The 25,764-nt window shown below is 57.6% G+C and carries 27 protein-coding genes; 6 read left to right on the plus strand and 21 right to left on the minus strand.

The genetic code is table 11. The features are described from left to right. Nucleotide 1: 1 nt before the first annotated feature. On the minus strand, nucleotides 2-997 hold the full coding sequence (ubiU, locus tag NHG65_RS02050; protein WP_099064508.1) for a ubiquinone anaerobic biosynthesis protein UbiU: 996 nt from the start codon (nucleotides 995-997) through the stop codon (nucleotides 2-4). Nucleotides 998-1,252: 255 nt separating this feature from the next. Here ubiU and ubiT point away from each other — a divergent pair, with 255 nt between their 5' ends. Together ubiT and NHG65_RS02060 are read left to right on the plus strand one after the other, a co-directional pair. Further along, nucleotides 1,253-1,774, plus strand: a complete 522-nt coding sequence (ubiT, locus tag NHG65_RS02055) for a ubiquinone anaerobic biosynthesis accessory factor UbiT (RefSeq protein WP_085119498.1) — start codon at nucleotides 1,253-1,255, stop codon at nucleotides 1,772-1,774. Further along, complete coding sequence (locus NHG65_RS02060) at nucleotides 1,768-2,271, plus strand: GNAT family N-acetyltransferase (protein WP_207978090.1); 504 nt, start codon at nucleotides 1,768-1,770, stop codon at nucleotides 2,269-2,271. Before ubiT ends, NHG65_RS02060 begins: the two co-directional genes overlap by 7 nt. Here NHG65_RS02060 and NHG65_RS02065 read toward each other — a convergent pair. The 4 genes from NHG65_RS02065 to speFL all read right to left on the minus strand — a co-directional run bounded on the left by NHG65_RS02065 (nucleotide 2,258) and on the right by speFL (nucleotide 6,582). After that, complete coding sequence (locus NHG65_RS02065) at nucleotides 2,258-2,566, minus strand: GIY-YIG nuclease family protein (RefSeq protein ID WP_157765460.1); 309 nt, start codon at nucleotides 2,564-2,566, stop codon at nucleotides 2,258-2,260. The genes NHG65_RS02060 and NHG65_RS02065 overlap by 14 nt on opposite strands. Before the next feature lie 82 nt (nucleotides 2,567-2,648). Beyond that, on the minus strand, nucleotides 2,649-3,974 hold the full coding sequence (potE, locus tag NHG65_RS02070; RefSeq protein ID WP_099064511.1) for a putrescine-ornithine antiporter: 1,326 nt from the start codon (nucleotides 3,972-3,974) through the stop codon (nucleotides 2,649-2,651). A 63-nt stretch (nucleotides 3,975-4,037) separates the two neighbouring features. Next, nucleotides 4,038-6,200, minus strand: coding sequence for an ornithine decarboxylase SpeF (gene speF, locus NHG65_RS02075; protein ID WP_099064512.1), 2,163 nt, complete (start codon nucleotides 6,198-6,200; stop codon nucleotides 4,038-4,040). 277 nt (nucleotides 6,201-6,477) lie between these two features. Next, complete coding sequence (speFL, locus tag NHG65_RS02080; RefSeq protein WP_112347931.1) at nucleotides 6,478-6,582, minus strand: leader peptide SpeFL; 105 nt, start codon at nucleotides 6,580-6,582, stop codon at nucleotides 6,478-6,480. A 433-nt stretch (nucleotides 6,583-7,015) separates the two neighbouring features. On the opposite strand from speFL, the gene NHG65_RS02085 reads away from it, so the two are divergent. Further along, a complete protein-coding gene (locus NHG65_RS02085; RefSeq protein ID WP_207978088.1) occupies nucleotides 7,016-7,450 on the plus strand; it encodes a YhbP family protein in 435 nt (144 codons plus the stop codon). A gap of 46 nt (nucleotides 7,451-7,496) precedes the next feature. Then, nucleotides 7,497-8,135 (plus strand): NAD(P)H-binding protein, encoded by a 639-nt coding sequence (locus NHG65_RS02090; protein ID WP_207978086.1) that lies wholly within the window; start codon nucleotides 7,497-7,499, stop codon nucleotides 8,133-8,135. Here NHG65_RS02090 and phnP read toward each other — a convergent pair. The 11 genes from phnP to phnF are packed head-to-tail and all read right to left on the minus strand — an operon-like array spanning nucleotide 8,086 to nucleotide 16,388. After that, complete coding sequence (gene phnP, locus NHG65_RS02095) at nucleotides 8,086-8,868, minus strand: phosphonate metabolism protein PhnP (protein WP_261427703.1); 783 nt, start codon at nucleotides 8,866-8,868, stop codon at nucleotides 8,086-8,088. The genes NHG65_RS02090 and phnP overlap by 50 nt on opposite strands. Nucleotides 8,869-8,882: 14 nt before the next feature. Beyond that, nucleotides 8,883-9,485 (minus strand): DapH/DapD/GlmU-related protein, encoded by a 603-nt coding sequence (locus tag NHG65_RS02100; protein WP_207978082.1) that lies wholly within the window; start codon nucleotides 9,483-9,485, stop codon nucleotides 8,883-8,885. Beyond that, complete coding sequence (phnN, locus tag NHG65_RS02105) at nucleotides 9,482-10,051, minus strand: ribose 1,5-bisphosphokinase (protein ID WP_207978080.1); 570 nt, start codon at nucleotides 10,049-10,051, stop codon at nucleotides 9,482-9,484. The genes NHG65_RS02100 and phnN overlap by 4 nt, the downstream gene beginning before the upstream one ends. Further along, on the minus strand, nucleotides 10,051-11,187 hold the full coding sequence (phnM, locus tag NHG65_RS02110; RefSeq protein ID WP_499182879.1) for an alpha-D-ribose 1-methylphosphonate 5-triphosphate diphosphatase: 1,137 nt from the start codon (nucleotides 11,185-11,187) through the stop codon (nucleotides 10,051-10,053). The genes phnN and phnM overlap by 1 nt, the downstream gene beginning before the upstream one ends. Next, the gene (gene phnL, locus NHG65_RS02115) at nucleotides 11,187-11,891 is read right to left on the minus strand and encodes a phosphonate C-P lyase system protein PhnL (RefSeq protein WP_499182880.1); all 705 of its coding nucleotides are present in this window, start codon (nucleotides 11,889-11,891) and stop codon (nucleotides 11,187-11,189) included. The genes phnM and phnL overlap by 1 nt, the downstream gene beginning before the upstream one ends. A 16-nt stretch (nucleotides 11,892-11,907) precedes the next feature. Then, nucleotides 11,908-12,696, minus strand: a complete 789-nt coding sequence (phnK, locus tag NHG65_RS02120) for a phosphonate C-P lyase system protein PhnK (protein ID WP_085119509.1) — start codon at nucleotides 12,694-12,696, stop codon at nucleotides 11,908-11,910. After that, nucleotides 12,696-13,556 carry an alpha-D-ribose 1-methylphosphonate 5-phosphate C-P-lyase PhnJ gene (locus tag NHG65_RS02125; RefSeq protein ID WP_499182881.1) on the minus strand — a complete coding sequence of 287 codons (861 nt, stop codon included), beginning with the start codon at nucleotides 13,554-13,556 and terminating at the stop codon, nucleotides 12,696-12,698. Before NHG65_RS02125 ends, phnK begins: the two co-directional genes overlap by 1 nt. Then, complete coding sequence (locus NHG65_RS02130) at nucleotides 13,549-14,634, minus strand: carbon-phosphorus lyase complex subunit (RefSeq protein WP_261285470.1); 1,086 nt, start codon at nucleotides 14,632-14,634, stop codon at nucleotides 13,549-13,551. Before NHG65_RS02130 ends, NHG65_RS02125 begins: the two co-directional genes overlap by 8 nt. After that, nucleotides 14,634-15,215 (minus strand): phosphonate C-P lyase system protein PhnH, encoded by a 582-nt coding sequence (gene phnH / locus NHG65_RS02135; protein ID WP_499182882.1) that lies wholly within the window; start codon nucleotides 15,213-15,215, stop codon nucleotides 14,634-14,636. The genes NHG65_RS02130 and phnH overlap by 1 nt, the downstream gene beginning before the upstream one ends. A 3-nt stretch (nucleotides 15,216-15,218) precedes the next feature. Then, nucleotides 15,219-15,662 carry a phosphonate C-P lyase system protein PhnG gene (gene phnG, locus NHG65_RS02140; protein WP_499182883.1) on the minus strand — a complete coding sequence of 148 codons (444 nt, stop codon included), beginning with the start codon at nucleotides 15,660-15,662 and terminating at the stop codon, nucleotides 15,219-15,221. Continuing rightward, nucleotides 15,663-16,388, minus strand: coding sequence for a phosphonate metabolism transcriptional regulator PhnF (phnF, locus tag NHG65_RS02145; protein WP_219015321.1), 726 nt, complete (start codon nucleotides 16,386-16,388; stop codon nucleotides 15,663-15,665). It lies immediately after the preceding gene. Nucleotides 16,389-16,624: 236 nt separating this feature from the next. Between phnF and NHG65_RS02150 the strand changes: the two genes are divergently transcribed. Then, entirely contained in the window at nucleotides 16,625-17,683 is a 1,059-nt protein-coding gene (locus tag NHG65_RS02150; RefSeq protein ID WP_261285472.1) for a permease, read from the plus strand. Between the two features lie 53 nt (nucleotides 17,684-17,736). Here NHG65_RS02150 and nrdG read toward each other — a convergent pair whose 3' ends face one another. The 3 genes from nrdG to NHG65_RS02165 form a co-directional block, all read right to left on the minus strand. Next, complete coding sequence (nrdG, locus tag NHG65_RS02155; protein ID WP_499182884.1) at nucleotides 17,737-18,201, minus strand: anaerobic ribonucleoside-triphosphate reductase-activating protein; 465 nt, start codon at nucleotides 18,199-18,201, stop codon at nucleotides 17,737-17,739. Between the two features lie 173 nt (nucleotides 18,202-18,374). Beyond that, nucleotides 18,375-20,513 (minus strand): anaerobic ribonucleoside-triphosphate reductase, encoded by a 2,139-nt coding sequence (gene nrdD, locus NHG65_RS02160; protein WP_207978075.1) that lies wholly within the window; start codon nucleotides 20,511-20,513, stop codon nucleotides 18,375-18,377. Nucleotides 20,514-20,785: 272 nt separating this feature from the next. After that, nucleotides 20,786-21,694: a LysR family transcriptional regulator gene (locus tag NHG65_RS02165; RefSeq protein ID WP_499182885.1), complete on the minus strand. Its 909-nt coding sequence runs from the start codon at nucleotides 21,692-21,694 to the stop codon at nucleotides 20,786-20,788. Between the two features lie 104 nt (nucleotides 21,695-21,798). Between NHG65_RS02165 and NHG65_RS02170 the strand changes: the two genes are divergently transcribed. Next, complete coding sequence (locus NHG65_RS02170) at nucleotides 21,799-22,323, plus strand: NAD(P)H-dependent oxidoreductase (RefSeq protein WP_099064528.1); 525 nt, start codon at nucleotides 21,799-21,801, stop codon at nucleotides 22,321-22,323. A 27-nt stretch (nucleotides 22,324-22,350) separates the two neighbouring features. On the opposite strand, the gene treC is transcribed toward NHG65_RS02170, so the two are convergent. Next, nucleotides 22,351-24,015, minus strand: coding sequence for an alpha,alpha-phosphotrehalase (gene treC, locus NHG65_RS02175; protein WP_413478786.1), 1,665 nt, complete (start codon nucleotides 24,013-24,015; stop codon nucleotides 22,351-22,353). A 56-nt stretch (nucleotides 24,016-24,071) separates the two neighbouring features. After that, entirely contained in the window at nucleotides 24,072-25,487 is a 1,416-nt protein-coding gene (treB, locus tag NHG65_RS02180) for a PTS trehalose transporter subunit IIBC (RefSeq protein ID WP_012004987.1), read from the minus strand. Between the last annotated feature and the right edge of the window lie 277 nt (nucleotides 25,488-25,764).

Here is a 25,764-nt window from a genome sequence, read left to right on the forward strand (position 1 = left end):
GCTACTGCCATTTACGGTGATAGGCACCGAGCGTGGTTTGAGTGCCTTCAGACACGGCACCCAGGGCTTCCATCCAGCCTGCGTCGGCCTGATAAGCGGCGGGGTCGGCCTGGCAGCGATCAATAGCCTGACGCCAGACGCGGGCCACCTGGCTAACGTAGGCCGGGCTGCGTTGGCGGCCTTCGATCTTCACCGAAGCGATATTGGCGGCCAGCAACTCCGGCAACAGTTCCAGCGTATTGAGGCTGGTGGGCTCTTCCAGCGCGTGATAGCGCACGTCGTCCACCAGATAGCGGCCCTTGCACAGCGTAGGGTAACCGGCATTTTCATCATCCCGGTAACGGTCGATCAGCACGCCATTCAGACGTGACTCCATGCCCTGCGCCGTTTGCTGCCAGCGCACGTAGCGTGCCGGAGAACAGGCTCCGACGGTATTGGGAGACTCACCGGTCAGGTAAGAAGAGAGGTAGCAACGGCCTTCGGCCATGATGCACAGGCTGCCGAAGGCGAAGACTTCCAGCGGCACCGGGCTGGTACGCGCCAGCTGTTTGACCTGATGCATCGACAACACGCGCGGCAGTACCACCCGGCTGACATCAAAATGGCGCTGGTAGAAGCGGATCGCCTCTTCGTTGGTGGCGGAAGCCTGCACCGACACGTGGCGTTCCAACTGCGGATAACGTTCGGCGGCGTATTCCAGCATCGCCAGGTCAGCCAGGATCAGCACGTCGGCACCCAGCTGTGCCGCCATATCCACCGCGCGCTGCCAGCGGGCATAGCCGTCCGGGTGGGCGAAGGTGTTAATAGCGATGTGCAGTTTACGCTTGTGGCGATGCACGTACTCGACCGCCTCCTGCAGCTTTTTCTCGGTAAAGTTGAGGCCGGCAAAGTGGCGGGCGTTGGTATCATCTTTCAGGCCGATATACACGGCATCGGCGCCGTTATCCACCGCAGCCTTCAGGGCCGGCAGGTTACCGGCGGGACAAAGCAGCTCCATAGATTTATCCTGACTTAGCCGTACACCCATGGCGGGCATAGACTGTCACAATGGTTGCCGGTGAGGGTCATCAACCGGCAAACGCTAATCGGGAGGCAATTTTAGTGAAAGCGCGATGAACAGGTTTTGATTTGAGGCAGCTTCTGGCGTATTGATAAAGCTGGCGGCGAAATGCACTATTTGTTGATATAGAGCGCTTCAGCCGTGCGCCACTGTGGCAAAATAGTGCATCTGTGTTGAAAGGAGTGAACGACAGTGTTGGAACAATTACGAGCGCGCATTGTACGCCAAGGGCCGTCGCTGCTGCGCGTACCGCTAAAATTCACGCCGTTTGCTTTGCAGCGCCAGCTTCTGGAACAGGTGTTGGGCTGGCAGTTCCGTCAGGCGCTGGCAGATGGCGATCTGGAATTTCTCGAATCGCGCTGGTTGAAGATCGAAGTTCGCGATCTGGCGCTACACTGGTTTATGACGGTAGAAAACGACAAACTGGTTGTCAGCCAACACGCCGAAGCTGATGTCAGCTTCAGCGGCGACGCCAACGATCTGATACTGATCGCAGCGCGTAAGCAAGATCCCGATACGCTGTTCTTTCAGCGTCGGCTGCAGATTGAAGGGGATACCGAATTGGGCCTGTATGTAAAAAATCTGATGGATGCCATCGAGCTGGAAGCCATGCCTGCGCCGTTGCGCATTGGCCTGCTGCAACTGGCCGAGTTTGTGGAAGCAGGGCTGCAGGAGGGCACGGTGCAAACTTCCCGTGTGCCACTGACATGTTAATCCGCGTAGAAATTCCGGTAGATGCGGCGGGTATTGATGCTCTGCTGCGTCGCGCCTTTGGGCGAGATGACGAAGCTGACCTGGTGCAGCAACTGCGCGAAGACGGCCTGCTGACGCTGGGCATCGTTGCTACCGACGACGAAGGTGGCGTGGTGGGCTATGCCGCGTTCAGCCCGGTGGACGTAGCCGGTGAGGATCGTCAATGGGTCGGTCTGGCACCGCTGGCGGTGGACGAAAGTCTGCGTCGACAGGGGCTGGGCGAAAAGCTGATTTACGAAGGGCTGGATGCGCTGAACGAGTTCAGCTATGCCGCAGTAGTGGTGCTGGGCGAACCTACTTACTACGGTCGCTTTGGCTTTAAGCCGGCTGCTGCCTATGGGCTGCAATGCCGCTGGCCAGACACCGAGGCCGCGTTCCAGGTTTATCCCCTGGCGGAAGATGCCTTGCTTGACGTTAGCGGGGCGGTGGAATACTCCGAGCCGTTTAACCGGCTTTAACCTCAACGTCCGGCAGTAAATAATCCAACGAAAGAGGCGGGTGACTCACCAGCCTCTCTTTTTGCATTTTGCTCAGTTGCTTGACCCGATATTCCAGTCTCAGTGCCCTTGAACGATCCCCTGCCAGGCAGTGAAACGCCAGCACCAGTTCCCCTTTACCTCGCAGTGCCTTCGCACCCTTACCGGCCTGATGTTGCGCCAGCCGCCGAGCCACGTCGGTGGTGATGCCGGTATACAGCATGCCGCTGGGCATGCGTAGCATATAGAGGTGCCAGGTTGGGAGTATTTCGGTCATGAATATGCAGCAACTTTGATGGCCAGGGACGGAATATGATGGCATGTTCTCCAGCGCAATCCCATCCCCGGCGGTCAATGTGTTACTGCTGTGAGCCTTTTTTCCCCACCATTTCGAAACGCGGTGAAACCATGCCGTACAGCGTCCAACCGAGGAAGGTGGCGATAGCGCCCCACATCATCGCTTCTTCACCGGAGCTGTAGAGGGCATAGAAACTGTACAGTGCGCCAATGCCGGCAATGATGTTGGCAATTCGCGCTTTTTTCTCCGGTACTTTCGCCACTTTCTGAATGATGATCAGCGCCGCCATCGACAGAATATAAGGGATGATATTGGTCACCACCGCCAGATTCACCAGCACGTTGAACTGTTTATTCAGCGACGGGCTGATGGTCATCAGCGACAGCACGCTCTGGATCACTACTATGGTCAGCATGCCTTTGACCGGTGCATCGGCCTTGCTGAGTTTGGAGAAAATTTTCGGGAAGAAGCCGCTGTCAGCAGAGGATTTGAATACCTGGGCGATAGTGAACTGCCAGCCCAGCAGTGAGCCGACGCAGGACATGATCATCAAGGCCATGATGATCTTGCCGACCGTTGGGTTGAACATGTGGGAAAACGCCAGACCAAATGGCGCGGTCGAATTGGCCAGCTCCATGTTCGGTACGATGCCGGCGATCACGTTGGTCGAAACGATATAAATGACCGCGGCGCTGAGGGTGCCGCCCAGTACGGCGATTGGCACGTTACGTTCCGGGTTTTCCACCACGTCGGTGTTGGCGCAGGCGGACTCAAGCCCCAGGAACGCCCATAACGTCATGGAGATAGAGGCGCCAACGGCTTCAAAAGTCGGTACCGAGTGCGGGTTCCACGCGGCAATATAAGCGCTGCCGCTAAACCAGTGCCACCCGACGATCGAGATCCCCACGACCGGGATAATTACGCCCCAGACGGTGACGCCGCTGATTTTCCCGGTGAGGCGCGCCCCGCCGAAGTTGGCGACGGTAGCCAGCCATAGCACGCCGATGGTGGCGATACAGATCCCCAGCGGCGACAGGTTGGCGCCAAACAGCTCGGTGCCATAGCCGACGGCGGAAATGGCGATAGCAATGTTGGCGATCAGCAGCGACACACCGTAGGTGTAGTTCGCCATGAAATTGCCGGATTTACCGAAGGCGTATTCGGCATATCCACCCATACCACCGGATTTGCGGCTGAACATACCGCATTTGGCGAAGGCGTAGGCCAATGCCATTGAACCCACGGCGGTGACCAGCCAGGAAACGATAGAAATAGTGCCGACTTCCGCCAGCTTGGTGGGCAGCATAATTATGCCAGAGCCCATCATGTTGACCGCCGTCAGGATCGTTAGCTGCACGACCCCCATTTTATTATTGGTCTTACTCATGATCATTCTCTCTTTTATAATACGATCCGGGCGGTGAATAGAATTCACCGCCTTGTAAGGTGATTAATTTTTCATTACGTAGCCGTAAGCGCGGTTCCAGCCATCTTCATCCTGCTGGATATACACGCCCTGTAATTCCGGTGCGAAGCCTGGCAATAAATTGATGCCTTCTTCCAATGCCAGGAAATAACGTTGAGCGGCACCGCCCCAAACTTCACCTGGGACCACACATAAAACACCTGGGGGATAAGGTAAAGCGCCTTCGGCGGCAATTCGGCCCTCGGCTTTGGCCAGTGAGACCAATTCAACATTACCGCGGACGAATTCGGTATTAGCGTCTTGCGGGTTCATTGCCACTCGTGGGAAGTAGCTTTTCCGGAACATTTCTTTCTGCAGTTCTTTAACGTCGTAACTTACGTAGAGGTCGTGCATTTCCTGGCAAAGCTGGCGCAGGGTATAATCTTTATAGCGCTGCTGATTGTTTTTATAAACCGCAGGCAGAACTTCGCTAATTAACGAATCTTGCTCGACATGTTTTTCAAAGCGGGCAATCAGCGCCACCAGATGCTGCATTTTGGCGATGTCTTCGGCCGGGGTCAGCAGGAACAGAATGGAATTGAGATCGCATTTCTCCGGTACTATGCCGTTTTCGCGCAGATAGTTGGCCAGAATGGTCGCCGGAATACCGAAATCGCTGTAGTTACCGCTAGCCGTATCGATGCCCGGCGTGGTGAGCAGCAATTTGCACGGGTCGACAAAATATTGCGATTCCTCATAGCCTTCAAAGGCGTGCCATTTTTCACCGGGAATGAAGTTAAAGAAGCGCAAATCGTTAGACATTGTCTCGGTGTCATAAGACTGCCAGGCTTTGCCATCAATTTGGTCCGGCACAAAAGGTTTGATTAAGCTGCAGGTATCCAGCAGCATTTTGCGCGCTTCAATACCTACGCGAACACATTCTTTCCACAGGCGTCGACCGCTTTTACCCTCGTGCATCTTGGCGTTGACGTCCAGTGCGGCAAACAGTGGGTAGAACGGGCTGGTGGATGCATGCAACATAAAGGCATTGTTAAAGCGTTTATGGTTGCAATAACGGTCTTGTCCCTTGATGTGTTTGTCTTTCTTGTGAATTTGCGAGGTTTGTGAGAACCCGGCCTGCTGCTTATGCACGGACTGGGTAACGATGATCCCCGGGTCGTTTTCATTCAGCTCGAGCAGTAAAGGCGAGCAGTCTTTCATCATTGGAATGAACTGTTCGTAACCCACCCAGGCCGAGTCGAACAGAATGTAATCGCACAGATGACCAATTTTATCGACCACCTGACGGGCGTTATAAATGGTACCGTCATAAGTACCTAACTGAATGATGGCCAAACGGAAAGGCCTGGCTTCATTGGCGCGTTCCGGCGCTACTTCGCGGATCTGTTGGCGTAAGTAACGTTCTTCAAAGCAGTGCGCGTCAATGCCGCCGATAAAGCCAAACGGGTTGCGAGCGGTTTCCAGATACACCGGTGTCGCCCCAGCCTGGATCAGCGCACCATGGTGATTGGACTTATGGTTATTGCGGTCGAACAGCACCAAATCACCGCGCGTCAGCAGGGCGTTGGTCGCGACCTTGTTTGAGGCGGAGGTGCCGTTGAGAACGAAATAGGTTTTATCGGCGTTAAAGACTTTGGCGGCATGTTGCTGTGCCGCGCAGGGCGCGCCTTCATGGATCAATAAATCACCCAGCTTGACGTCCGCGTTACACATATCCGAACGGAAAAGGGTTTCACCGAAGAAGTCAAAGAACTGACGTCCTGCCGGATGCTTACGGAAGAACTCACCGCCCTGATGCCCAGGGCAAGCAAAGGTGGCGTTACCCATTTCGACGTACTGGGTCAGCGTATTAAAGAAAGGTGGCAGCAGTTCACTTTCATATTTTACCGCTGCGGCCTCCAGTTGCTTGCCGTAGAACTGGGTGTTCTTGCCACAGAGTTCAAATACGCCATGCAGTGCCGGCAGGATGTCATTATCCAATTCTTCTTCACAACACACCGCAACGAACAGAGGAATATTCAGGCCAATTTCTTCGAGGTGCGCCACCATGCCTTGCGTGACGTCTTCCACCGACAGCACAATGGCAGCAATATCATTAAAATCACTCTGATGTACATCGACAACTTCGCGTGCTGTTTCAAAGCAGCTTAATGTTTTGGTATTAGCGGCAATTTTTAATTTATTCATTTTTATCATTCTTCAGGCAAAGGCATCCCATCGACAAGTTAATAATCTTGTCGTTAATACCTTCACTCAATAAAGGCATGAGGAGAACGAGGTAATGCTTAAAGGCATAACCTGAGTTCATTCTATTTTTGATTTTATTTCGTGCGTACCCTAAACAGTCATTTAGCTACACTATTTACCGGATAAATTAAATTGATACCGATCCTGGTTTTTCAGGATAAATAATTTAGGCGTAATGGTGACAGGCTGTTAAGAGTAACAACGAGAGAGGTGGGGGTTATCTGCAGTTAAAGAAGGCGAAGCTAAAGCAGCTACGATGGGCCATCATCATAATATGAGTGGTCCGTCTGATGTGTGCCATTTTACGGTTATTGTTTTCCATTTCTAATCCACCTTATGGAGTGAAAAGATGGCGCTATTTTAACGTGCTCCAGACTAAAATATGTGATTAGCGTCACGTAAATAGCCTGTTTGATAAATAACTATTCACTTGTTATGCAGTGGTTTGAATAAAAAATGATTTTGAGCATTTTTTGAGATGTAAATATTTTGATAAAAAATGAAGTGGTCAGAGCGGTAATTTTTACCGCGCCGTAGAATGAGCAAAAAAAATGGATTTAAACCGGGTCTATGATGCCAAAATAAATCTACTTTGTTTTATATATGTTAGAAGGGTAATTATTCAAATTTTGAATATAAATGCAGTGAATGTGTTTATGTATTCCATTTTGTGTGGTGATGGAATTATCGTTATTTGTGACCGACTTCAACAACACAGGGTAAGATAAAGCCAGATAAAGAAGGGAGAATTGACCTTGAACACGACTGAAGAGCAGCAACAGATTGCACATTTCCTCAGCAAACAGCATGTGCTGACGCTGTGCGCCGGCAATGGCCTGGACATGTGGTGCGCCAACTGTTTTTACGTGTTTGATGCCGAGCGCATGACGCTGTGGCTAATGACCGAAACTCATACCCGTCACGGCGAGTTGATGCTGCAAAATAGCCGGGTGGTCGGCACCATTGCGCCGAAGCCGAAGACCATTGCGTTGATCCGTGGTGTGCAGTATCGCGCCGAAGCGGTGATGCTGAGCGGTGATGAAGAACAGCATGCACGTGCGCGCTACTGCAAGCGTTTCCCGATTGCCAAAGTGATGAAAGCGCCAGTTTGGCAACTGAGTCTGCAAGAAGTGAAGATGACCGACAATACCCTCGGCTTCGGTAAAAAGCTGCATTGGACGCGGGCCTGACACAACACACTATACTTTTCAGAGCGATCAATTTGGCGGAGGAGATATGGCACGGGTATTCATTGTAGGGGCTACAGGGTTGGTGGGTGGCGAACTGTTGCGCCTGCTGCAGGGCGATCCGCAGGTCACGGCGATTGTGGCGCCTACGCGTAAGCCACTGCCGGTGCACCCAAAATTGGATAACCCTGTGGGTGATGATTTGTTCGCGCTGCTGACTGAGCAGGAGCAGCCGGTCGATATTGTGTTCTGCTGTCTGGGTACCACACGGCGCGAGGCCGGCAGTGATGCCAATTTTCACTACGTCGATTACACGCTGGTGATCGAAAGTGCGCTGACCGGTCGGCGGTTAGGCGCGCAGCATTGTCTGGTGGTCAGTGCACTGGGTGCCAGTCCGCGCTCGACCTTCCTTTACAACCGCACCAAGGGTGAAATGGAACAGGCGCTGCGTGAACAGAACTGGCCGCGCCTGACGCTGGTACGGCCATCCATGCTGTTGGGTGAGCGCTCCTCGCCGCGTTGGCTGGAGCGAGTGAGTGCTCCCTTGTTCAAATTACTGCCCGGAAAATGGCGCGGAGTTGCTGCTAAAGACGTGGCACAGACGCTGCTGGAGCAGGCGTTCAGCCCCGGCAGCGGCGTTAAGGTGCTGGAATCCGATCGGCTGCATTGTTACCGCAGTGCACGCTGAGATTATCAAACGCCAGCTCCAGGCCCGGCGGCAGCTCATTGTCCATTAGCCACAGATCGAGATGGTGGCTGATGTGCGTCAGCAGGGTGCGGCCGGGTTGTAAGCGTTGCTGGGTTTCCAGCGCGCGGGTCAGATCATTGTGGTTGCGCGGTGCCTGCGGCTGGGGTGGCAGGCTGCAGTCGAGCACCATTAAATCGATGGGTACCCCACGCAGATAGGCTTCGGTCTCTGGTGGCAGACCAAGGGTATCGGTCAAATAGGCCAGCGATTTCCCTGCAGCCTGGATCAGGTAGCCCAGAGTGAGTTTCGAATGCTGCAGCGGCAGTGGAGTGATCTGCAGGCCGCCCAGTTCCACCGTTTCGAAAGGTTTGAACGGTGGCTGAAACGCCAGAATACCCGGGTGCTTGAACAGATCGTCACAGCCCTGTTCATCGGCCGGGCCATACACCGGAATAAAATTTCCGCAGCCCCAGCGCAAAGGAAATAGCCCCTGTACGTGATCCATGTGGTAATGTGTCAGTAAAAAACGTTTAATTTCCCCCGCCGAAAAGCGCCGTTCCAGTGAAGGCAATCCCGCATCCAGCAAGGTCGTTTCCCCTTGAAATTTAAGCATTGCACTGCAAGGTCGGCGCCGAAATGCCGGCTCGCGCCGCGCCCGCTGACACACCAGACAATCACAGCCGAACACCGGGATCTGCTGAGCACCGCCGGTACCGAGAAACGTCAGTTGCATGTCGCCACTCCCGATTATAAATACTTCTCCGCGAAGGCATGGATATCACGAAAATCTGCCAGCCGTTGTTGCAGCGTCTGATGGTCCCAGTGCCACCACTGGCTGCGTTCAATACGTTCAATCAGTGCGTCATCAAAACGCATGCCGATCTTTTTAGCTGCCACCCCGGCGACAATTTCATAAGGGGCCACATCCTTGGTCACTACCGCCGCGCTGCCAATCACTGCGCCGTTGCCAATGCTGACACCGGGCATCACGATGGCGTTATGGCCGATCCACACGTCGTGGCCAATGGTCACGTGGTGCTCACGCCGCCAGTCGAAAAACGCCTCGTCATCTTCCCCCAGATCGTACTCCGACGCGCGATAGGTGAAATGGTGCTGGGCGATGCGCTGGTAGGTGGGATGGTTGCCGGGATTGATACGCGCGTAAGAGGCAATCGACACGAATTTACCGATGGTGGCGTAAAAAATCTGGTTATGTCCGGCGGTGTAGGAGTAATCGCCCATTTCCACCTCTTCGAGGATCGCATCGTCGGCCAGATGGACATACTGGCCGAGCCGGCTGCGGTTAAGCGTCACGTTGTCGCCGATTTTCGGCTGCGCCGGATCGTTCATGGCATGGCATCCTGTGGTTGTTTGGCGGAAGCGGGCAGCAGCGCCAGTAGCGCTGCCAGGGTGTCATCAAGGTTGCCGTCGTTATCCAACCGGCTGCAAAGAGGGGGCAGTTTTTGCTGATACTCCGCCGCCCGCGCCAGCCGTTGTTCGATTTGATCGGCAGTTTCACGCCCGCGATGTTGCAGGCGCTGGCGCAGAACATCGCTGCTGACCTGCAGGCACACCGGCAGCAGCTGTGCACCATAGCGCTGCTGTGCCTGCGACAGGTGGGCTCGCGAGCCGTTGACCACCACGTCGCTCCCCTGCAACAGCCAGAGATCCACCTCGATGCCAAAGGCGTAATGGTGCTGGTGCGCCTGCCAGTCGAGGGCAAATAACCCTTTGGCACGGCGGCGCAGGAACTCCGCTTCGCTGAGCGCAATATGGTTCTCGCAGCCGGCGTCTGCCGGCCGGGTGATATAGCGGTGCGCTACCAGCGGCGTACTTTCGGCATCGGCGCGCAGTGCGGCCAACAGGCTGTCTTTGCCCGAGCCGGAAGGGCCCATCAGATAGATAAGCTGTGCCATCAGAACACCTGCTTGCCCTGACGCCACACGTTCTGCACGTAAATGTGCTCGCCGTGTGGTCGTGCCAACACCAGATCCGCCCGCAAACCTTCGGCGATAGTACCGCGATCCTGCAGATCCAGTGCACTGGCCGGGTTACGGGTGATCATCTGCACCGCCTGCGGCAAGCTGTAGCCGTTACGTTCATCGGCCGCAATGCGAAACGCGGCATCCAGCAGGCTGGCCGGATAATAGTCGGAGGACAGGATATCCAACACGCCCAACGCCGCCAGGTGATGGGCTGCCACGTTGCCGGAATGCGAACCGCCGCGCACGATGTTCGGCGCGCCCATCAGCACTTGTAATCCCTGCTGGTGCGAAGCGAGAGCGGCATCTTCGGTGGTGGGGAATTCGGCAATCACGCTGCCCAGCGCACAGGACTCGCTGACGTGGTCGGCGGTGGCGTCGTCGTGACTGGCGAGCGAAATTTTACGCGCCCGACAATGGGCGGCGATCGCCTCGCGGTTAGGCGTGGCCCAGCGGGCCGAAAGCCCGACCTGCTGCTCCTCATATTCACTCATTTGCTGGTCATTAAGATGGTATTTGCCTTGATAATACTCCCGGTATTTTTCACGCGAGGCGAACTGGCGCTGGCCCGGTGAATGGTCCATCAGCGACACCAGCGACACGCCGGGCTTGTCCATCAACTGCTCGAACAGCGGCAGAGTGCTCTCGTTTGGCAGTTCGCAGCGCAGGTGCAGCCGGTGCTCGGCGCGGTTGACCCCGGCGCGCTGGCTATAGATCACCGCGTCGATCATTTTTTGCAGGTTTTCCAGCCGGTGGCCGCCGTCCCGAACGTCACCGATCGCCACCGCGTCCAGCACGGTGGTGATGCCGTTGGCTACCATCAGTGCATCATGGCTGCTCATGGCCGAATGCGCCGGCCAGTCGACGTTCGGCCGCGGGGTGAAAAACTTGTCCAGATTGTCGGTATGCAGCTCAATCAGCCCCGGCAACAGCCAGCCACCTTCACCGTTCAATGCCTGCGGCAACTGGCTTGGCGTATCGGCAAAGCTGCGGATCATACCGTCGTTGATCTCCAGCGATCCTTCGACGATCTGATCCTCCAGCACCAGTTTCACGTTATTGATGATCATCAGAGGATCTCCAGCGCCTGTGGCGCCTGCATGTCATATAACCGGTCGGCGACCTGCTGACGGACGCCTTCATCATGGAAAATACCGACGATCGCTGCGCCGCGTTGTTTGGCCTGCTCGATCAGCGCGACCACTGCCGCCCTGTTACGGCTGTCGAGTGAGGCGGTCGGTTCGTCCAGCAACAGGATCGGGTAGTCGACGATAAAGCCACGAGCGATGTTCACCCGCTGTTGTTCGCCGCCGGAAAAGGTGGACGGTGCCAGCTGCCACAGGCGTTGCGGCACGTTGAGCTGGTTGAGCAGCGTCTCGGCGCGTTCACGGCATTCGGCGCGGTTGACGCCCTGTTCCAGCAGCGGTTGCATTACTACGTCCAGCGCGCTGATACGCGGGATCACCCGCAGAAACTGGCTGACCCAGCCGAGGGTATGGCGGCGTACCGCCAGGATCTGGCGCGCTTCGGCCTGCACCATGTCCAGCCATTCCCCCTGGTGGTTGACCCAGATATGGCCGCTGTCGGGCAGATAGTTGGCGTACAGTGAGCGTAGCAGCGTGGATTTACCGCTGCCGGAATGGCCGTGCAGCACCACGCATTCGCCACTGCTGACCGTCATGTTGGCGTCGTGCAGGACCGGCAGTTGCGTGCCGTGCTGCTGGTGGAGCACAAAGGTTTTGCTGAGGTGTTCAACCCGGATTTGAATAGTCATTTATCATTACCTTGCGTTACGACAGCACCGAAGAAACCAGCAGTTGGGTATAAGGATGGTGCGGATCGTCCAGCACCCGGTCAGTCAGGCCGCTTTCCACCACCTCGCCCTGTTTCATCACCAGCAGCCGGTGTGCCAGCAGGCGCGCCACGCCGAGATCGTGGGTGACAATCACCGCCGCCAGCTGCATCTCTACCACCAGTGTGCGCAGCAGATCGAGCAGCCGCGCCTGTACTGAAACGTCCAGCCCGCCGGTGGGCTCGTCCATAAATACCAGCTTGGGATGAGTCACCAGATTGCGGGCGATTTGCAACCGCTGCTGCATGCCGCCGGAGAAGGTGGTCGGCAGATCGTCAAGGCGTGACACCGGGATCTCGACGTCCTCCAGCCACTGCCCGGCCTGTCGGCGGATGTCGCCGTAGTGACGCTGGCCGATAGCCATCAGCCGTTCGCCAATGTTGCCACCGGCAGAAACCTTGGGCCGCAGCCCGTCGAGCGGATGTTGATGCACCACACCCCAGTCGGTGCGCAGCAGGCGGCGGCGATCGCTTTCCGCCATCGCGTACAGGTCATGCTGTTGCCCGGCCTGCGGACGATAAAGGATTTGTCCGTGCTGCGGTGCCAGCCGTGCGGAGATGGATTTCAGCAGCGTAGTCTTGCCGGAGCCGGACTCGCCAACGATGCCCAGCACTTCGCCGGGGTAGATATCGAAAGACACATCGCTAAAGCCTTTGCCCGGTGCGTACAGATGGGTGAGGTTAGTCACCGACAGCAGTGGCGTGGTGCTCAGAGGGGTAGAAGTCATCAGTGCTGCACCTCTTGCGAAGGTTGCGCCAGCTGCTGCTGGCAGTAATCGGTGTCGGAACAAACGAACATGCGGCTGCCCTGATCGTCGAGCACCACCTCATCCAGGTAGCTGTGGCGTGAGCCGCACAGGGCGCAGGGTTCGTCCCATTGCTGCACGGTGAAAGGATGATCGTCGAAGTCCAGGCTTTCCACCTTGGTGAATGGCGGCAGGGCGTAGATGCGCTTCTCGCGCCCGGCGCCGAACAGTTGCAGTGCCGGCATCATGTGCATTTTCGGGTTATCGAATTTCGGGATCGGCGACGGGTCCATCACATAGCGGTCATTGACCTTCACCGGGTAGGCATAGGTGGTAGCGATATGGCCGTAGCGTGCGATGTCCTCATACAGTTTCACCTGCATTACGCCGTACTCTTCCAGCGCGTGCATTTTGCGGGTCTCGGTTTCACGCGGTTCGATAAAGCGCAGCGGCTCCGGGATCGGCACCTGATAAATCAGGATCTGATCTTCGCGCAGCGCAGTTTCCGGGATGCGGTGCCGGGTCTGGATCAGTGTGGCTTCCGGCGTGCGTTCGGTGGTCGCCACCCCGGCGACGCGCTGGAAGAAGCGGCGGATGGAGACTGCGTTGGTGGTGTCATCGGCACCCTGGTCGATCACCTTCAACACGTCGGCGCGGCCAATCACGCTGGCGGTCAACTGAATGCCGCCGGTGCCCCAGCCGTAAGGCATTGGCATCTCACGGCCGCCGAACGGTACCTGATAACCGGGGATCGCCACCGCCTTCAGAATGGCGCGGCGGATCATACGTTTGGTCTGTTCGTCCAGATAACCCAGGTTATAGCCGGTTAATACTTCACTCATCGCGGGCCTCCTGACGCTCGCTGAACTCCTGTCGCAGGCGCTTGAGCAATTCCAGCTCGGCCTGAAAATCGACGTAGTGGGGCAATTTGAGGTGGGAAACAAAGCCGGCGGCTTCGACGTTATCGGCGTGGGCCAGCACGAACTCTTCGTCCTGCGCCGGGCTGGCGATGCCTTCGTCGTAGTCGGGGCTTTGCAGTGCGCGGTCCACCAGCGCCATCGCCATCGCTTTACGTTCGGCGCGGCCAAACACCAGGCCATAGCCACGGGTGAAATGCGGTGGCTGGTCGGCCGGGTCGATGAAACCGTTGACCATTTCACATTCGGTCAGCAGGATCTCGCCGATATCTACCGCGAAACCCAGCTCTTCAGGTACTATCTCCGCCGAAACATAACCGGTACGGATCTCACCGGCGAACGGGTGGGTGCGACCGTAACCGCGTTGGGTGGAGTAGCTCAGCGCCAGCAGAAAACCTTCGTCGCCGCGCACCAGCTGTTGCAGGCGTGCCGAGCGTGAACAGGGGTAAACCGGCGGATTACGGGTGATGTCATCCGGCGCAGTGCCGTCGTCCTGTTCCGCCAGTGCCAGTTGCTGCTGACTGAGTAAGTCGAACACGTGGGCGCAGTTTTCCGGCAGCGGTTCGTCGGCCTGCGGCGCACGCGGCGCTTCGCCTTCGGCCAGCAGGGCAAAATCCAGCAGACGGTGGGTGTAATCGTAGGTTGGCCCCAGCACCTGGCCGCCGGGCAAGTCCTTGTAAACCGCCGAGATACGGCGTTCCAGCCGCATATTTTCGGTCGCCAATGGCTCGCTGACCGCCAGCCGTGGCAGGGTAGTGCGATAGGCGCGCAGCAGGAAAATAGCCTCGACCAAATCGCCACTCGCCTGCTTGATGGCCAACGCCGCCAGCTCAGGATCGTAGATGCCGCCTTCGGTCATCACCCGATCCACCGCCAGGCCCAGTTGTTGTTCAATCTGTTGGGTGCCGAGCGCCGGTACGCTGTCGTCACCGCGCCGTAGCTGTTCCTGTAACTGATGGGCGGCCTCAATGGCTTTTTCGCCCCCTTTAACGGCAACGTACATCAGCACACCTCCACATGGGTGGTCCGCGGCAACGCCAGCAGGCGCTCACCGCAGGTCAGCAGGAAATCCAGCCCCAGCGGGAAGCGCTGCGGGCGGTTAATCAGGTAGTCCAGCAGCACCGGCGGCAACGAGGGCGAGATCACCCGTTGCTGTTCAATGCCGGGGCCGGTCAGGCGCAGTGCGCTACCCTGGTCCAGGCTGTCGAGCTGTATCACTACCGTGGTGCTGAACTCGGGGGAAATCTCACAGCCGTGCGGCAACGCCTGTAAATCAGCGGCCTGCAATTGCGCATCGAACAGGGCAAAACACACTTCTTCGGGGTTATTGGCCAGCGGCGCACCGCTGTGGAAGCGAATGTTTGTTAGCACTTGCTCACTTTCCAGAGCCAGACAGAGTTGGATCGGGGTTTCCTGATCGGCCAGCGTCAATAACGCAGCGGTACTGGCGGCGTTCAGCGCCCCCCAGGCCGGACTGTCTGGCAGGGTGACGATATGGCCCGGTTCACTTAATGCCTTAAGGATCAAGCGGAAAGCCTGTTGCGATTGTTCAATCGGCTGTGCAAAACCTGTCAGTAGGCTCATCGGTTAATCTCCTCGTACCAGCGTAAAGAAGTCGACCCGGCTGGAGGCGACGGCGCGGGCGCGCAGTTGGCGTTGCTCATGTTGCAAGGCGGCCAGTGGCTCAATCAGCTGTTGTTGCAGTAATTCGGCCAGCTCCGGTAGTTGCAGCAGGGCATCCGCCAGGGCGCAAAGTTCGGCATGCGCCTTGTCACGTCCGGCGATATAGCTGTAGCCGTAGCCGCCGTTTTCGAGCTGTACCACCGCGCGGGTGACGGTCATGTCGCCCAGCACAAAGCGGCGGCCGGTGGCTCCCATGCGGCCCTGTAACTGCGCCAGGTCAATCTCCGGCGCGCGAATGGTTTGGTAGCGCGGGCTGAGGTTCAGCGCCTGCCAGTGGCTGCGCAACTGGGCCGGCTGGCTGTGCGCCAATACCGACATCCAGCGTTGTCTTGGCTGTAAGGCTTGCATTCAGTGCTCCATGGTCAGTTCAATCATGTCGGCGCGCGCCAGGCTGACGGAGTATTCCGCCACGCTGTCACCGCCGGTGCAGACGTTCAGGGTGCGCACGCACAGCAGCGGCGCGTGGGTGGCAATTTCCAGCAACCGGCTCTCTTTGGCCTGTGCGCGGCGTGCGCTGATGCGCGTCTGCTGGCGGGTCAGCGGCTGGTGGATGTTGAGTTCGATAAATTCGTGCAGCGAGCCGCTGTGGAACTGCTGCAGCGCCGGCCACCAGTCCAAATCGGGCAGATAATGGTCGATCAGGCTCATTGGCACGCCGTTGACCCGGCGCAGGGTGCGCAGGTGGATCACCGTTTCACCTTCTTCACGCGACAGTGCACTGGCGACATGCCCATTGCACGGGCGCAATACTGCTAGTAAGCGCTCACTGGTGGGGTGGCTGCCCTGCTCGAACAAGTTCTGGCTGAACCGGGTATTGGCATGCAAGGGGTAGTCATACGGGCGCATCAGCACCAAAATGCCGATGCCGTGCCGACGTTGCAGCCAGCCGCGATCCACCAATTGGTCGACCGCGCGGCGCAGGGTATGGCGATTGACCTGATAGCGTTCTGCCAGCTGTTGTTCGGAAGGCAGGTAGTCGCCACAGCGGTATTGAGTACGCAGCTCTTGCTCAAGCTGTGCGGCGATCTGCTGGTAACGGGTAGGGAAACTGGTCGGATGTCTAGATAAGTCCATCATAATAAAAACCTCGGCGTGCCGAATACTCATTAAAATCCAGGGGTTGTCAGCCTTTATTACCGTGCTGGTGCTTACCCTATGACTTTCAAGCTGGCGTTATCTTGCCGGGCCCAGATGACAATCTCGTTACGCGTCAGTGGCGAACAGATGAACTATTTTGGACAGGCTGATGATGCGCCCGTGGTCGTGGCGCGCTAAGCTGACGTCATTGTTTACTGAACCGAGCCAACCCGATGCCACATCCCCTGACCGCAACCGAACACCGCAGCCGCCCCTGGCCGTTGTGGAAACCGATCCTGTTTCTGCTGGTGGTGGCCGTAGGCCTCTACTACGTCAAATGGCAGCCTTATTACGGCAAGGCTTTTCTGGCGGCGGATACCCACTCGATTGGCAAATCGATACTGGCTAACGGTGACAGCAGCCCGTGGCTGGCGGCCTGGCACTATGCGCTGGTTTATTTCACAGCGGTGTGGAAGGCGGCGGTGCTCGGCGTGGTGTTGGGCTCGCTGGTGCAGGTGCTCATCCCGCGTGATTGGCTGATGCGTACGTTGGGCCACCCGCGGTTCTCCGGCACCCTGTTGGGCGCGGTGATCGCGCTGCCGGGCATGATGTGTACCTGCTGTGCCGCACCGGTCGCCGCCGGGCTGCGCCGTCAGTCGGTGTCCAGCGGGGCGGCGATGGCGTTCTGGTTGAGTAACCCGGTATTGAACCCGGCGACGCTGATTTTTATGGGCTTCGTGCTTGGCTGGCAGTTTGCCGCTATCCGGCTGGTGGCCGGGGTGATTATGGTGTTGGGCATCGCCTGGCTGGTGCAACGTGCCACCGCCAAGGATCCGCAGCCTGCGGCACTGCAAATGCCGGTGATACCACTGGAGAAAACCGAGGCTCAGCCCTTTCTTGGCCGTTGGCTGAAGGCATTGTGGTCGCTGTTTTGGTCCACCATTCCGATCTACATTCTGGCGGTGCTGGCGCTGGGAGCGGCGCGTGTCTGGCTATTCCCCCATGCCGATGGTGCGATAGACAACAGCCTGCTGTGGATTATTGGACTGGCGATCGCCGGTTGCCTGTTCGTGATCCCCACGGCGGCGGAAATCCCGATTGTGCAGACCATGATGCTGGCGGGAATGGGCACTGGCCCGGCGCTGGCGCTGTTGATGACCCTGCCGGCGGTCAGCCTGCCTTCGCTGCTGATGCTGAACAAAGCCTTTTCCGCCAAGGCCCTGTGCCTGACCGCCGCGCTGGTGGCACTATGCGGGATCGTCACGGGCGTAGTGGGAATGGGGTTGGTATAGGTGGACGTGGCCATCTCCCTCTCCTGGGGGAGAGGGCCGGGGTGAGGGGATGATCAACGCAGCTTATGCACCACCTGATTAGCGCTGCCGCGCCAGATCAGCGCCGGGTCTTTTAAATCCTGCACAAACTTACCGTCAATCAGCACGTTAATCCGATCCACCACCTGCATTTGCTGGGCATCCAGCTCTGCCAACCGGTAGCCGGTCCACAGCCAGATATCCTTGCCGGGGCACTCGGCATGCACCCGTTTCACCAATTGCAGCACCGCCGAGAGATTGGCCGGATGCAGCGGATCGCCGCCGGACAGCGACAGGCCCTGACGCGGAATACGCGTGTCGTTCAGATCGGCAATCAACTGGTCTTCCATCGTCTGACTAAACGGCTGGCCGGAATTGAGCCGCCAGGTGCTTTTGTTGTAGCAACCGGGGCACTGGTGCACGCAGCCGGCAACAAACAGCGTGCAGCGGGTGCCGGGCCCGTTGACCACGTCGATGGGGTAATACTGGTGGTAATTCATGTGAGGTCTGCCCATCTGGCTATTTTACTTGCCATTTTGCCCCCGGGCAGTGCTCGGAATACTCACGTACTGCGTGTACGCTCCGTTTCTTCCGCGCTGGCCGGGAACAAATTGGTGGCGACAATAACGCCCGATGAACAGACTGTTGCTCAGCGGGCTTTGCGAGCTTTGCGTTAGCCGATCTGCCCGTTCCCCAGGTGTTTCACCCGGCGTTTCACTTCTTCCTGCTTGCCGGCGTTGAACGGCCTGGCGTCCGGACTGCCGAGGTAGCCACACACCCGGCGGGTCACCGACACCTTGGACGGCTCGTGGTTGCCGCATTTCGGGCAGGTGAAACCCTTGCTGGTACAGGAAAATTCGCCGGTAAAGCCGCACTCGTAACACTCATCGATCGGCGTATTGGTGCCGTAATAAGGCACGCGGCTGTAGCTGTAATCCCACACGTCTTCCAGCGCTTTCAGGTTGTGCTGCAGGTTCGGGTATTCGCCGTAACAGATGAAACCGCCGTTGGCCAACGGGGGATAGGGCGCTTCAAAATCCAGCTTGTCGTAAGGATTGACCTTTTTCTCTACGTCGAGGTGGAAGCTGTTGGTGTAATAGCCTTTGTCAGTGACGCCCGGCACCACGCCGAAATCGGCGGTATCCAGCCGACAGAAGCGGTCGCACAGGTTCTCGCTCGGCGTGCTGTACAGGCTGAAGCCGTAACCGGTCTCATCTTTCCAGCTCTCGGTAGCGGCCCGCAGGTGGGCGACAATGGCAACGGCCTTTTCGCGCAGTGTTTCATCGTCGTAAACGTGTTGCTGGTTGCCGAACAGTGCGTTGATGGTCTCATGCAGGCCGATATAGCCCAGTGAGATCGACGCACGGCCATTCTTGAAGATCTCGGCGATATTGTCGTCTGCCTTCAAGCGCACACCACAGGCGCCTTCCATATACAGGATCGGTGCAACCCGGGCCTTGATGCCTTCCAGCCGGGCGATGCGCGTCATCAGTGCCTTCTTCGCCAGCAGCAAACGTTGGTCCAGCAGACGCCAGAAGCGGCTCTCATCCCCCATCGCCTCCAGCGCAATACGCGGCAGGTTCAGGCTGATCACACCGATATTGTTGCGGCCGTCGTGTACCAGTTCGCCATCCTCTTCATAGGTTCCGAGGAAGCTGCGGCAGCCCATTGGCGTTTTGAACGATCCGGTGACTTTCACCACCTGATCGTAATTGAGGATGTCCGGGTACATGCGCTTGCTGGCGCATTCCAGCGCTAACTGTTTGATGTCGTAGTTAGGATCGCCGTACTGGTGATTGAGACCGTCGCGGATGGCGAACACCAGTTTGGGGAATACCGCCGTCTTGCGGTTCTTGCCCAGCCCGGCGATGCGATTTTTCAGGATCGAACGTTGGATCAAGCGAGATTCCCAGCAGGTGCCCAGGCCGAAACCGAAGGTGACGAACGGCGTCTGACCGTTGGCGGTGTGCAGGGTGTTGACCTCATATTCCAGCGACTGGAAGGCGTCGTAACACTCTTTTTCGGTGCGCGCCATGGCATAGCTCTGTGCATCCGGGATCTGCCACTGCTCGGCGACCTGCTGATGCTTGTTGAAGCTTTCGCTGACGAACGGCGCCAGGATCTCATCGATCCGGTTAATGGTGGTGCCGCCATAAATATGGCTGGCGACCTGCGCGATGATCTGTGCGGTGACCGCAGTGGCGGTGGAGATCGACTTCGGGGGTTCGATCTCGGCGTTACCCATCTTGAAGCCGTTGGTCAGCATGCCTTTCAGATCGATCAGCATGCAGTTGAACATGGGGAAGAAAGGCGAGTAATCGAGATCGTGGTAGTGGATCTCGCCGCGCTCGTGGGCCAGTACCACGTCACGCGGCAGGATGTGTTGCTTGGCATAATGTTTGGCGACGATCCCGGCCAGCAGATCGCGCTGGGTGGGGATCACCTTGCTGTCCTTATTGGCGTTTTCGTTCAGCAACGCCATATTGCTTTGCTCCACCAGGCCGCGGATCTCCTGGTTCAGCCGACCGCGCAGCTCACGTGCGACGTCGCGATCGTGGCGATATTCAATATAGGCGCGCGCCAACTGCTTGTACTCGCCGGCCATCAGCTGATTTTCTACCGCCTGCTGGATTTCATGGATATCAACGCGCTGCTGCTGAGACATCCGCTGAGCGACTACGCGGGCGACGGTTGCGCAGTAGTCGGCATCGACAATACCGGCGGCCAGCGCGGCGCGCTCGATAGCTTGCCCAATACGTGCCTCGTCAAAAGGTACCTGACAACCGTCCCGTTTAATCACTACTGGTTTCACGTTGTTACTCCTTGTTCCCCGAGGGAGCGCTGATGCCCGGCAGACTGAACGCTGTTGGGTATCGGTATGATTTCGGCTTATCCACAGGGCAATGCCGCAGCGCACAAGGGCTGAGGCGACGTGTGGATAGTTTTGTTGATAACTACTACATATAGGTGTCGGTGTTTCTTAACGCACTATATATAGATATTGGCGGGGTTTTTTTGACATAGGACAAGGAAATGGAAAGAGCGGGCGCTAGCTGTACAACCGATTATTTTTGGCCAGAAAACTCAGGACGGGCGCTGACGAAAATGCTCGAGCAGGAACTCAACCCAGACGCGTACCCGTGGCGGCAGGTCGGCGGAGGCATAGTACAACCACAGCTGGGTCGGCTGCGGCCAGCTGTCCGCCAGCACGGGCTGTAGCGTGCCTTGTGCAAAATGAGGTTCCGCATACCAGCGCGCCAGACAGACGATCCCCAGCCCGGCTAACGCCGTATCCAACAGCATCTCTGGTCGGCTGGCGACCAGGCGACCCTGCAGCTCCAGCGTTTTGGCTTCGCCATGTTGTTGCAATGGCCATTTTACGCTGCGGCCGGTGGCCGGGTTACGGTGCAGCAGACAGTTATGCTGCAACAGATCTTGCGGATCCTGCGGCATGCCGTGTTGCGCCAGATAGCCGGGCGAGGCTGCCAGCACCATCTGCATCGGGTACAGCGGCCGCGCCACCAACCGGCTATCGGGATCGACCCGGCTACCGATCCCGACATCAAAACCTTCCCCCACCAGATTGACCACTCGCGCATCCAGTGAAAGATCGAGGTCGATCTGCGGATAACGCTCGAGGAACTGCGGGATCAACGGCATCAGCATCTGGCGGCCGAAGCCCGGGATCATGCTGACGCGCACCGTGCCGGACGGCACCTGCTGTGCGCTGCCGGCGGTTTCCAGCGTGGCGGACAGTGCCTGCCACAAGGGGGCCACTTGCTGCAACAGCGCCTTGCCTTCGTCGGTCAGCACCACGTTGTGGGTGTTGCGCTGGAACAGCCGCAGAGCCAGCTTTTCTTCCAGCACGCGGATATTTTTGCTGATGGCCGCCGGCGTGACACCCAGTTGGCGTGCGGCAGCGGAAAAGTTCTGTGCCTGGGCGGCGGCGAGAAAGGCCGGCAGCAGGCGATGCACGTCAAAGGGCAGTGACATAATGGTTGATACTTTCAGTTGAAATTGAAGTGACAACCAACAGCCTACACCCGACGCGCAGGAAATGGAAAAATGCGATATCAAATTTTAATCAAGGATCTCCTATGTCGCGTATTTTAGTGTTAACCGCCCACCGTTTTCCCGATGACTCACGTATCAACAAAGCCTTGATCGACGCGCTACGTCCTTTGCCTAATGTGACGGTTCACGAACTGATGCGCGCTTACCCGGACTATCAAATTGACGTGGCGCGTGAGCAGGAGTTGCTGCAGGGTCATGAGGCGGTGGTGATGCTGTTCCCGTTCTACTGGTACAGTTCCCCGGCGATCCTCAGCGAATGGCAGGACGCGGTATTAACCCACGGTTTCGCTTACGGCAGCGAAGGCACCCAACTGCAGGGGAAACCTTTGCAACTGGTGGTCACTACCGGCGGCAATCAACAGGCCTATACGCCAGAAGGCTATAACCGCTATCCGGTGACAGATCTGCTGCGCCCGTTCCATGCGATGGCCAACCTGACCGGCATGGATTACCTGCCGCCGCACCTGGTGCAGGGGGTGTTTGATATGAGCGATGAACGCCTGGCGCAAGAGGCTGCCGGCGTGGTGGAACTGCTGAAAAAACTGTAGGGCGCGGCAAGCCACGCCCCGACAGCATCAGTCTTCCAGCAACCACCATACCGCTTCGAACGGTCGCAGGGTGGTGGCCTGCGGCTGGACAGGCGCGTCGGCGTAGTTGCTCATCAGCGGACGCCACAAATCGGACGACTCTACGTTTTCCGCCTGCCAGGCCAGTGGTTCGCGGCCGAGGTTGGCCACTACCAGCAGGCGTTGGCCATTCCAGCTCCGTTGATAGCACCACAACGCCGGGTGCGAAGGAGCCAGATCGCGATAGTCGCCGTGGGTCAGCAGCGGATACTGCTTGCGCAAAGTGATTAATTGGCGATAGGCGTAAAACACCGAATCCAAATCGGCCAGCGCCGCTTCGGCGTTGATCTGCGGGTAGTTTTCCGCACAGCCAATCCACGGCGTACCCTGGGTGAAACCGGCGTTCGGCGCGGCGCTCCACTGCATCGGCGTGCGACCGTTATCGCGTGATTTGCTGGCCAGGATCGCCAGCAGCTCGGCGTCACTTTTGCCCTGGGCGCTGAGTTCGGCGTACATGTTCAGGCTTTCCACATCGCGATACTGCCCGATGCGGCTAAATCCCGGGTTGGTCATGCCGATCTCTTCACCCTGATAGATATAAGGCGTGCCCTGCATGCCATGCAGCACCATCGCCAGCATTTTGGCGGCCGGTACCCGCAGTTCGCCTTCATCGCCGAAGCGTGAAACGATGCGCGGCTGATCGTGGTTACACCAAAACAGCGCGTTCCAGGCCTGATTGTGCATGCCCTGCTGCCAGTGGCGGAAAATCTGCTTGAGCTCGACATAATCCGGTGCCGCCAGGGTCCATTTTTCGCCACCGGCATAGTCCACCTTCAGGTGGTGGAAGTTGAAGGTCATCGACAGCTCTTCACCGCTCTGCGCCGCGTACTGCCGGCAATGCTCCAGCGTGGTGGAAGACATTTCCCCTACGGTCATCAGGCCGCGCGGCTGGAACACGTCGCGGCTCATTTCCTGCAAAAACTCATGAATACGTGGCCCATCGGTGTAGAAACGGCGGCCGTCACCCTGACTATCTGACGGGAAATCCTGCTGCTTGGAGACCAAATTGATCACGTCGAGACGCAGGCCGTCGACGCCTTTGTCGGCCCAGAACTGACACACTTTCTTCAGCTCTTCGCGCACCGGTGGGTGCTCCCAGTTGAGATCCGCCTGTTCGGTGGCGAACAGATGCAGATAATACTGGCCGCTGTCGGCGTGCCACTGCCAGGCATTACCGCCAAACTTGGAGCGCCAGTTGTTCGGCAGGGCGTCACCTTCGCCGTCGCGCCAGACATAAAATTGACGGAACGGGCTGGCAGGATCCTGCGAGGCTTGGAACCACGGGTGCTCGGTCGAGGTGTGGTTGAACACCATGTCCATCACGATGCGGATGCTGCGCTGGTGGGCGGCGGCAATCAGACGATCGAAATCCTCCATGGTGCCGTAGGCCGGGTCGATAGCGCAGTAATCTGCTACGTCATAACCGTTGTCTACCTGCGGGGAGACATACACCGGCGTCAGCCAGATGGCATCGATCCCCAGCTCCTGCAGATAGTCCAGCCGCTCCGTCACACCGGCCAGATCGCCGTAGCCGTTACCGGTGCTGTCCTGAAAACTCTTCGGGTAGATTTGGTAGATGACACCGTTTTGCCACCAGGGGATTGGATTGCTCATAGTAATACCTTTGACTTGTGACAACGGGCCCGGCGTACCGGGCCCCTACATTTCAATCAGACCGGCAGCTCACCGCGGCTGGCTTTGCGTTTGTAGACCATGATGGTCAACACCAGTGGGATCACCACGGCAACCAGGATCGCCACCGTGTAAATCATCCAGAACTGCGGTTTGATCGACAGGATACCCGGCAAACCACCGACACCGATGCCGTTAGCCATCACGCCGTCCAGGCCGCAGATCAGCCCGGCAAAGGCGGAACCGATCATCGCGCACAGCATAGGGAAGCGGTACTTCAGGTTGATCCCGTACATCGCCGGTTCGGTGACGCCGAGGTAGGCCGAAATTGCTGCCGGCACCGAGATTTCACGTTCGTTGGCCTTGCGGCTGACAATGATAATGCCCAGTACTGCCGAAGCCTGCGCAATGTTGGACAGTGCAATCAGCGGCCAGACCGGGGTGCCGCCCATGCTTTGGATCATCTGCATATCGATGGCCAGCGTGGTCTGATGCACGCCGGTGATCACCAGCGGTGCGTACAGGAAACCAAACAGCGCGGCGCCAATTGGTGCGAAGCTGCCGGTCATCACGGCTTTTACCGCCCAGGCTACGCCATCGCCAATCATACGGCCGAATGGCCCGATAAATGCGTGTGCCAGGAACACCGCCAGCAGCAGTGAAACCACAGGCACCACTACCAGGTACAGGTAATCCGGCACGATCTTTTTCAGCCGGGTCTCAATCCAGCCCAGTGCCATACCGGCCAGCATGGAAGGGATCACCTGCGCCTGATAGCCGACTTTCTGAATGGTGAACCAGCCGAAGTTCCATACTTCCGGGATCTGCTGACCAAGCTGATAGGAGTTCATCAACTGCGGGGACACCAGCGTGATGCCCAACACGATACCCAGCACTGGCGTACCGCCCATTTTTTTCACCGTTGACCAGCAGATGGCGACCGGCAGGAACATGAAGATGGCTTCACCGAGCAACCACAGGAAGTCGTAGATGGTTTTCCACGCTGGGTGCATCTGCGCCAACGTTTGGCCGCCGGACATCGGGATGTCGCCGATCACGTTACGGAAACCGAGGATCAAACCGCCGCTGATTAAAGCAGGCAGCAGGGGGAAGAAGATTTCGGCGAAGTGCGAGATGGCGCGTTCGCTCCAGGTCATGTTCTGGCGCGCCGCCACCTTGGCCTGCTCTTTATCGGCTTCATTGACGCCGGTGGTGGCGATCAGGGCCTGGTAGTAATCCCCAACCTCGGGGCCGATCACCACCTGGAATTGCCCGGCGTTGGTGAAGCAGCCTTTGACCATCGGCAACTCTTCGATTTCTTTCGGTTTGGCCAGAGCTGGGTCATTGAGAACAAAACGCAGCCTGGTAATGCAGTGGCTGACGGTCGCGATATTCTCGCGCCCGCCCACCAGCACAATCAGGCGATCGATATCCTGCTGTTTTACTTTGCTCATTATTAGATACCTTTCTTGGTATGGGACTGCCGCAGAGGTGTTGTCGGAGTAATGATCAAAGCTTAGTCACTCCGCTTTTTTTATGAAATGGGAACGTTCCCGGTTTGGGGCGAGGATCACAAAACGATAAAAAAATGACCATTTATGCGGCGGGGGAATTTGAGAGCCGGCCGAAACATCCGGAAATATTCTCTTGAACAAGCGCAACACTGGCTATACTGTCACCCTTAACAATCAATAGGTTGATTGTGATTAGTGGCACTCATTACTCCAATAC

The organism is Serratia myotis (assembly GCF_027474885.1).
Lineage (GTDB): Bacteria > Pseudomonadota > Gammaproteobacteria > Enterobacterales > Enterobacteriaceae > Serratia > Serratia proteamaculans.

Bases quoted from the DNA above. Each gene is read 5' to 3' on its own strand.
- phnF (WP_219015321.1), bottom strand. From the start codon at position 16,388: ATGGACTTATCTAGACATCCGACCAGTTTCCCTACCCGTTACCAGCAG.
- phnH (WP_499182882.1), bottom strand. From the start codon at position 15,215: ATGAGCCTACTGACAGGTTTTGCACAGCCGATTGAACAATCGCAACAG.
- phnN (WP_207978080.1), bottom strand. From the start codon at position 10,051: ATGGCACAGCTTATCTATCTGATGGGCCCTTCCGGCTCGGGCAAAGAC.
- NHG65_RS02065 (WP_157765460.1), bottom strand. From the start codon at position 2,566: ATGACCGAAATACTCCCAACCTGGCACCTCTATATGCTACGCATGCCC.
- phnP (WP_261427703.1), bottom strand. From the start codon at position 8,868: ATGCAACTGACGTTTCTCGGTACCGGCGGTGCTCAGCAGATCCCGGTG.
- NHG65_RS02130 (WP_261285470.1), bottom strand. From the start codon at position 14,634: ATGTACGTTGCCGTTAAAGGGGGCGAAAAAGCCATTGAGGCCGCCCAT.
- speFL (WP_112347931.1), bottom strand. From the start codon at position 6,582: ATGGAAAACAATAACCGTAAAATGGCACACATCAGACGGACCACTCAT.
- NHG65_RS02100 (WP_207978082.1), bottom strand. From the start codon at position 9,485: ATGAACGATCCGGCGCAGCCGAAAATCGGCGACAACGTGACGCTTAAC.
- NHG65_RS02090 (WP_207978086.1), top strand. From the start codon at position 7,497: ATGGCACGGGTATTCATTGTAGGGGCTACAGGGTTGGTGGGTGGCGAA.
- NHG65_RS02125 (WP_499182881.1), bottom strand. From the start codon at position 13,556: ATGAGTGAAGTATTAACCGGCTATAACCTGGGTTATCTGGACGAACAG.
- NHG65_RS02150 (WP_261285472.1), top strand. From the start codon at position 16,625: ATGCCACATCCCCTGACCGCAACCGAACACCGCAGCCGCCCCTGGCCG.
- NHG65_RS02165 (WP_499182885.1), bottom strand. From the start codon at position 21,694: ATGTCACTGCCCTTTGACGTGCATCGCCTGCTGCCGGCCTTTCTCGCC.
- treC (WP_413478786.1), bottom strand. From the start codon at position 24,015: ATGAGCAATCCAATCCCCTGGTGGCAAAACGGTGTCATCTACCAAATC.
- nrdG (WP_499182884.1), bottom strand. From the start codon at position 18,201: ATGAATTACCACCAGTATTACCCCATCGACGTGGTCAACGGGCCCGGC.
- treB (WP_012004987.1), bottom strand. From the start codon at position 25,487: ATGAGCAAAGTAAAACAGCAGGATATCGATCGCCTGATTGTGCTGGTG.
- speF (WP_099064512.1), bottom strand. From the start codon at position 6,200: ATGAATAAATTAAAAATTGCCGCTAATACCAAAACATTAAGCTGCTTT.
- phnM (WP_499182879.1), bottom strand. From the start codon at position 11,187: ATGATCATCAATAACGTGAAACTGGTGCTGGAGGATCAGATCGTCGAA.
- phnK (WP_085119509.1), bottom strand. From the start codon at position 12,696: ATGACTTCTACCCCTCTGAGCACCACGCCACTGCTGTCGGTGACTAAC.
- phnG (WP_499182883.1), bottom strand. From the start codon at position 15,662: ATGCAAGCCTTACAGCCAAGACAACGCTGGATGTCGGTATTGGCGCAC.
- ubiU (WP_099064508.1), bottom strand. From the start codon at position 997: ATGGAGCTGCTTTGTCCCGCCGGTAACCTGCCGGCCCTGAAGGCTGCG.
- NHG65_RS02060 (WP_207978090.1), top strand. From the start codon at position 1,768: ATGTTAATCCGCGTAGAAATTCCGGTAGATGCGGCGGGTATTGATGCT.
- NHG65_RS02170 (WP_099064528.1), top strand. From the start codon at position 21,799: ATGTCGCGTATTTTAGTGTTAACCGCCCACCGTTTTCCCGATGACTCA.
- potE (WP_099064511.1), bottom strand. From the start codon at position 3,974: ATGAGTAAGACCAATAATAAAATGGGGGTCGTGCAGCTAACGATCCTG.
- phnL (WP_499182880.1), bottom strand. From the start codon at position 11,891: ATGACTATTCAAATCCGGGTTGAACACCTCAGCAAAACCTTTGTGCTC.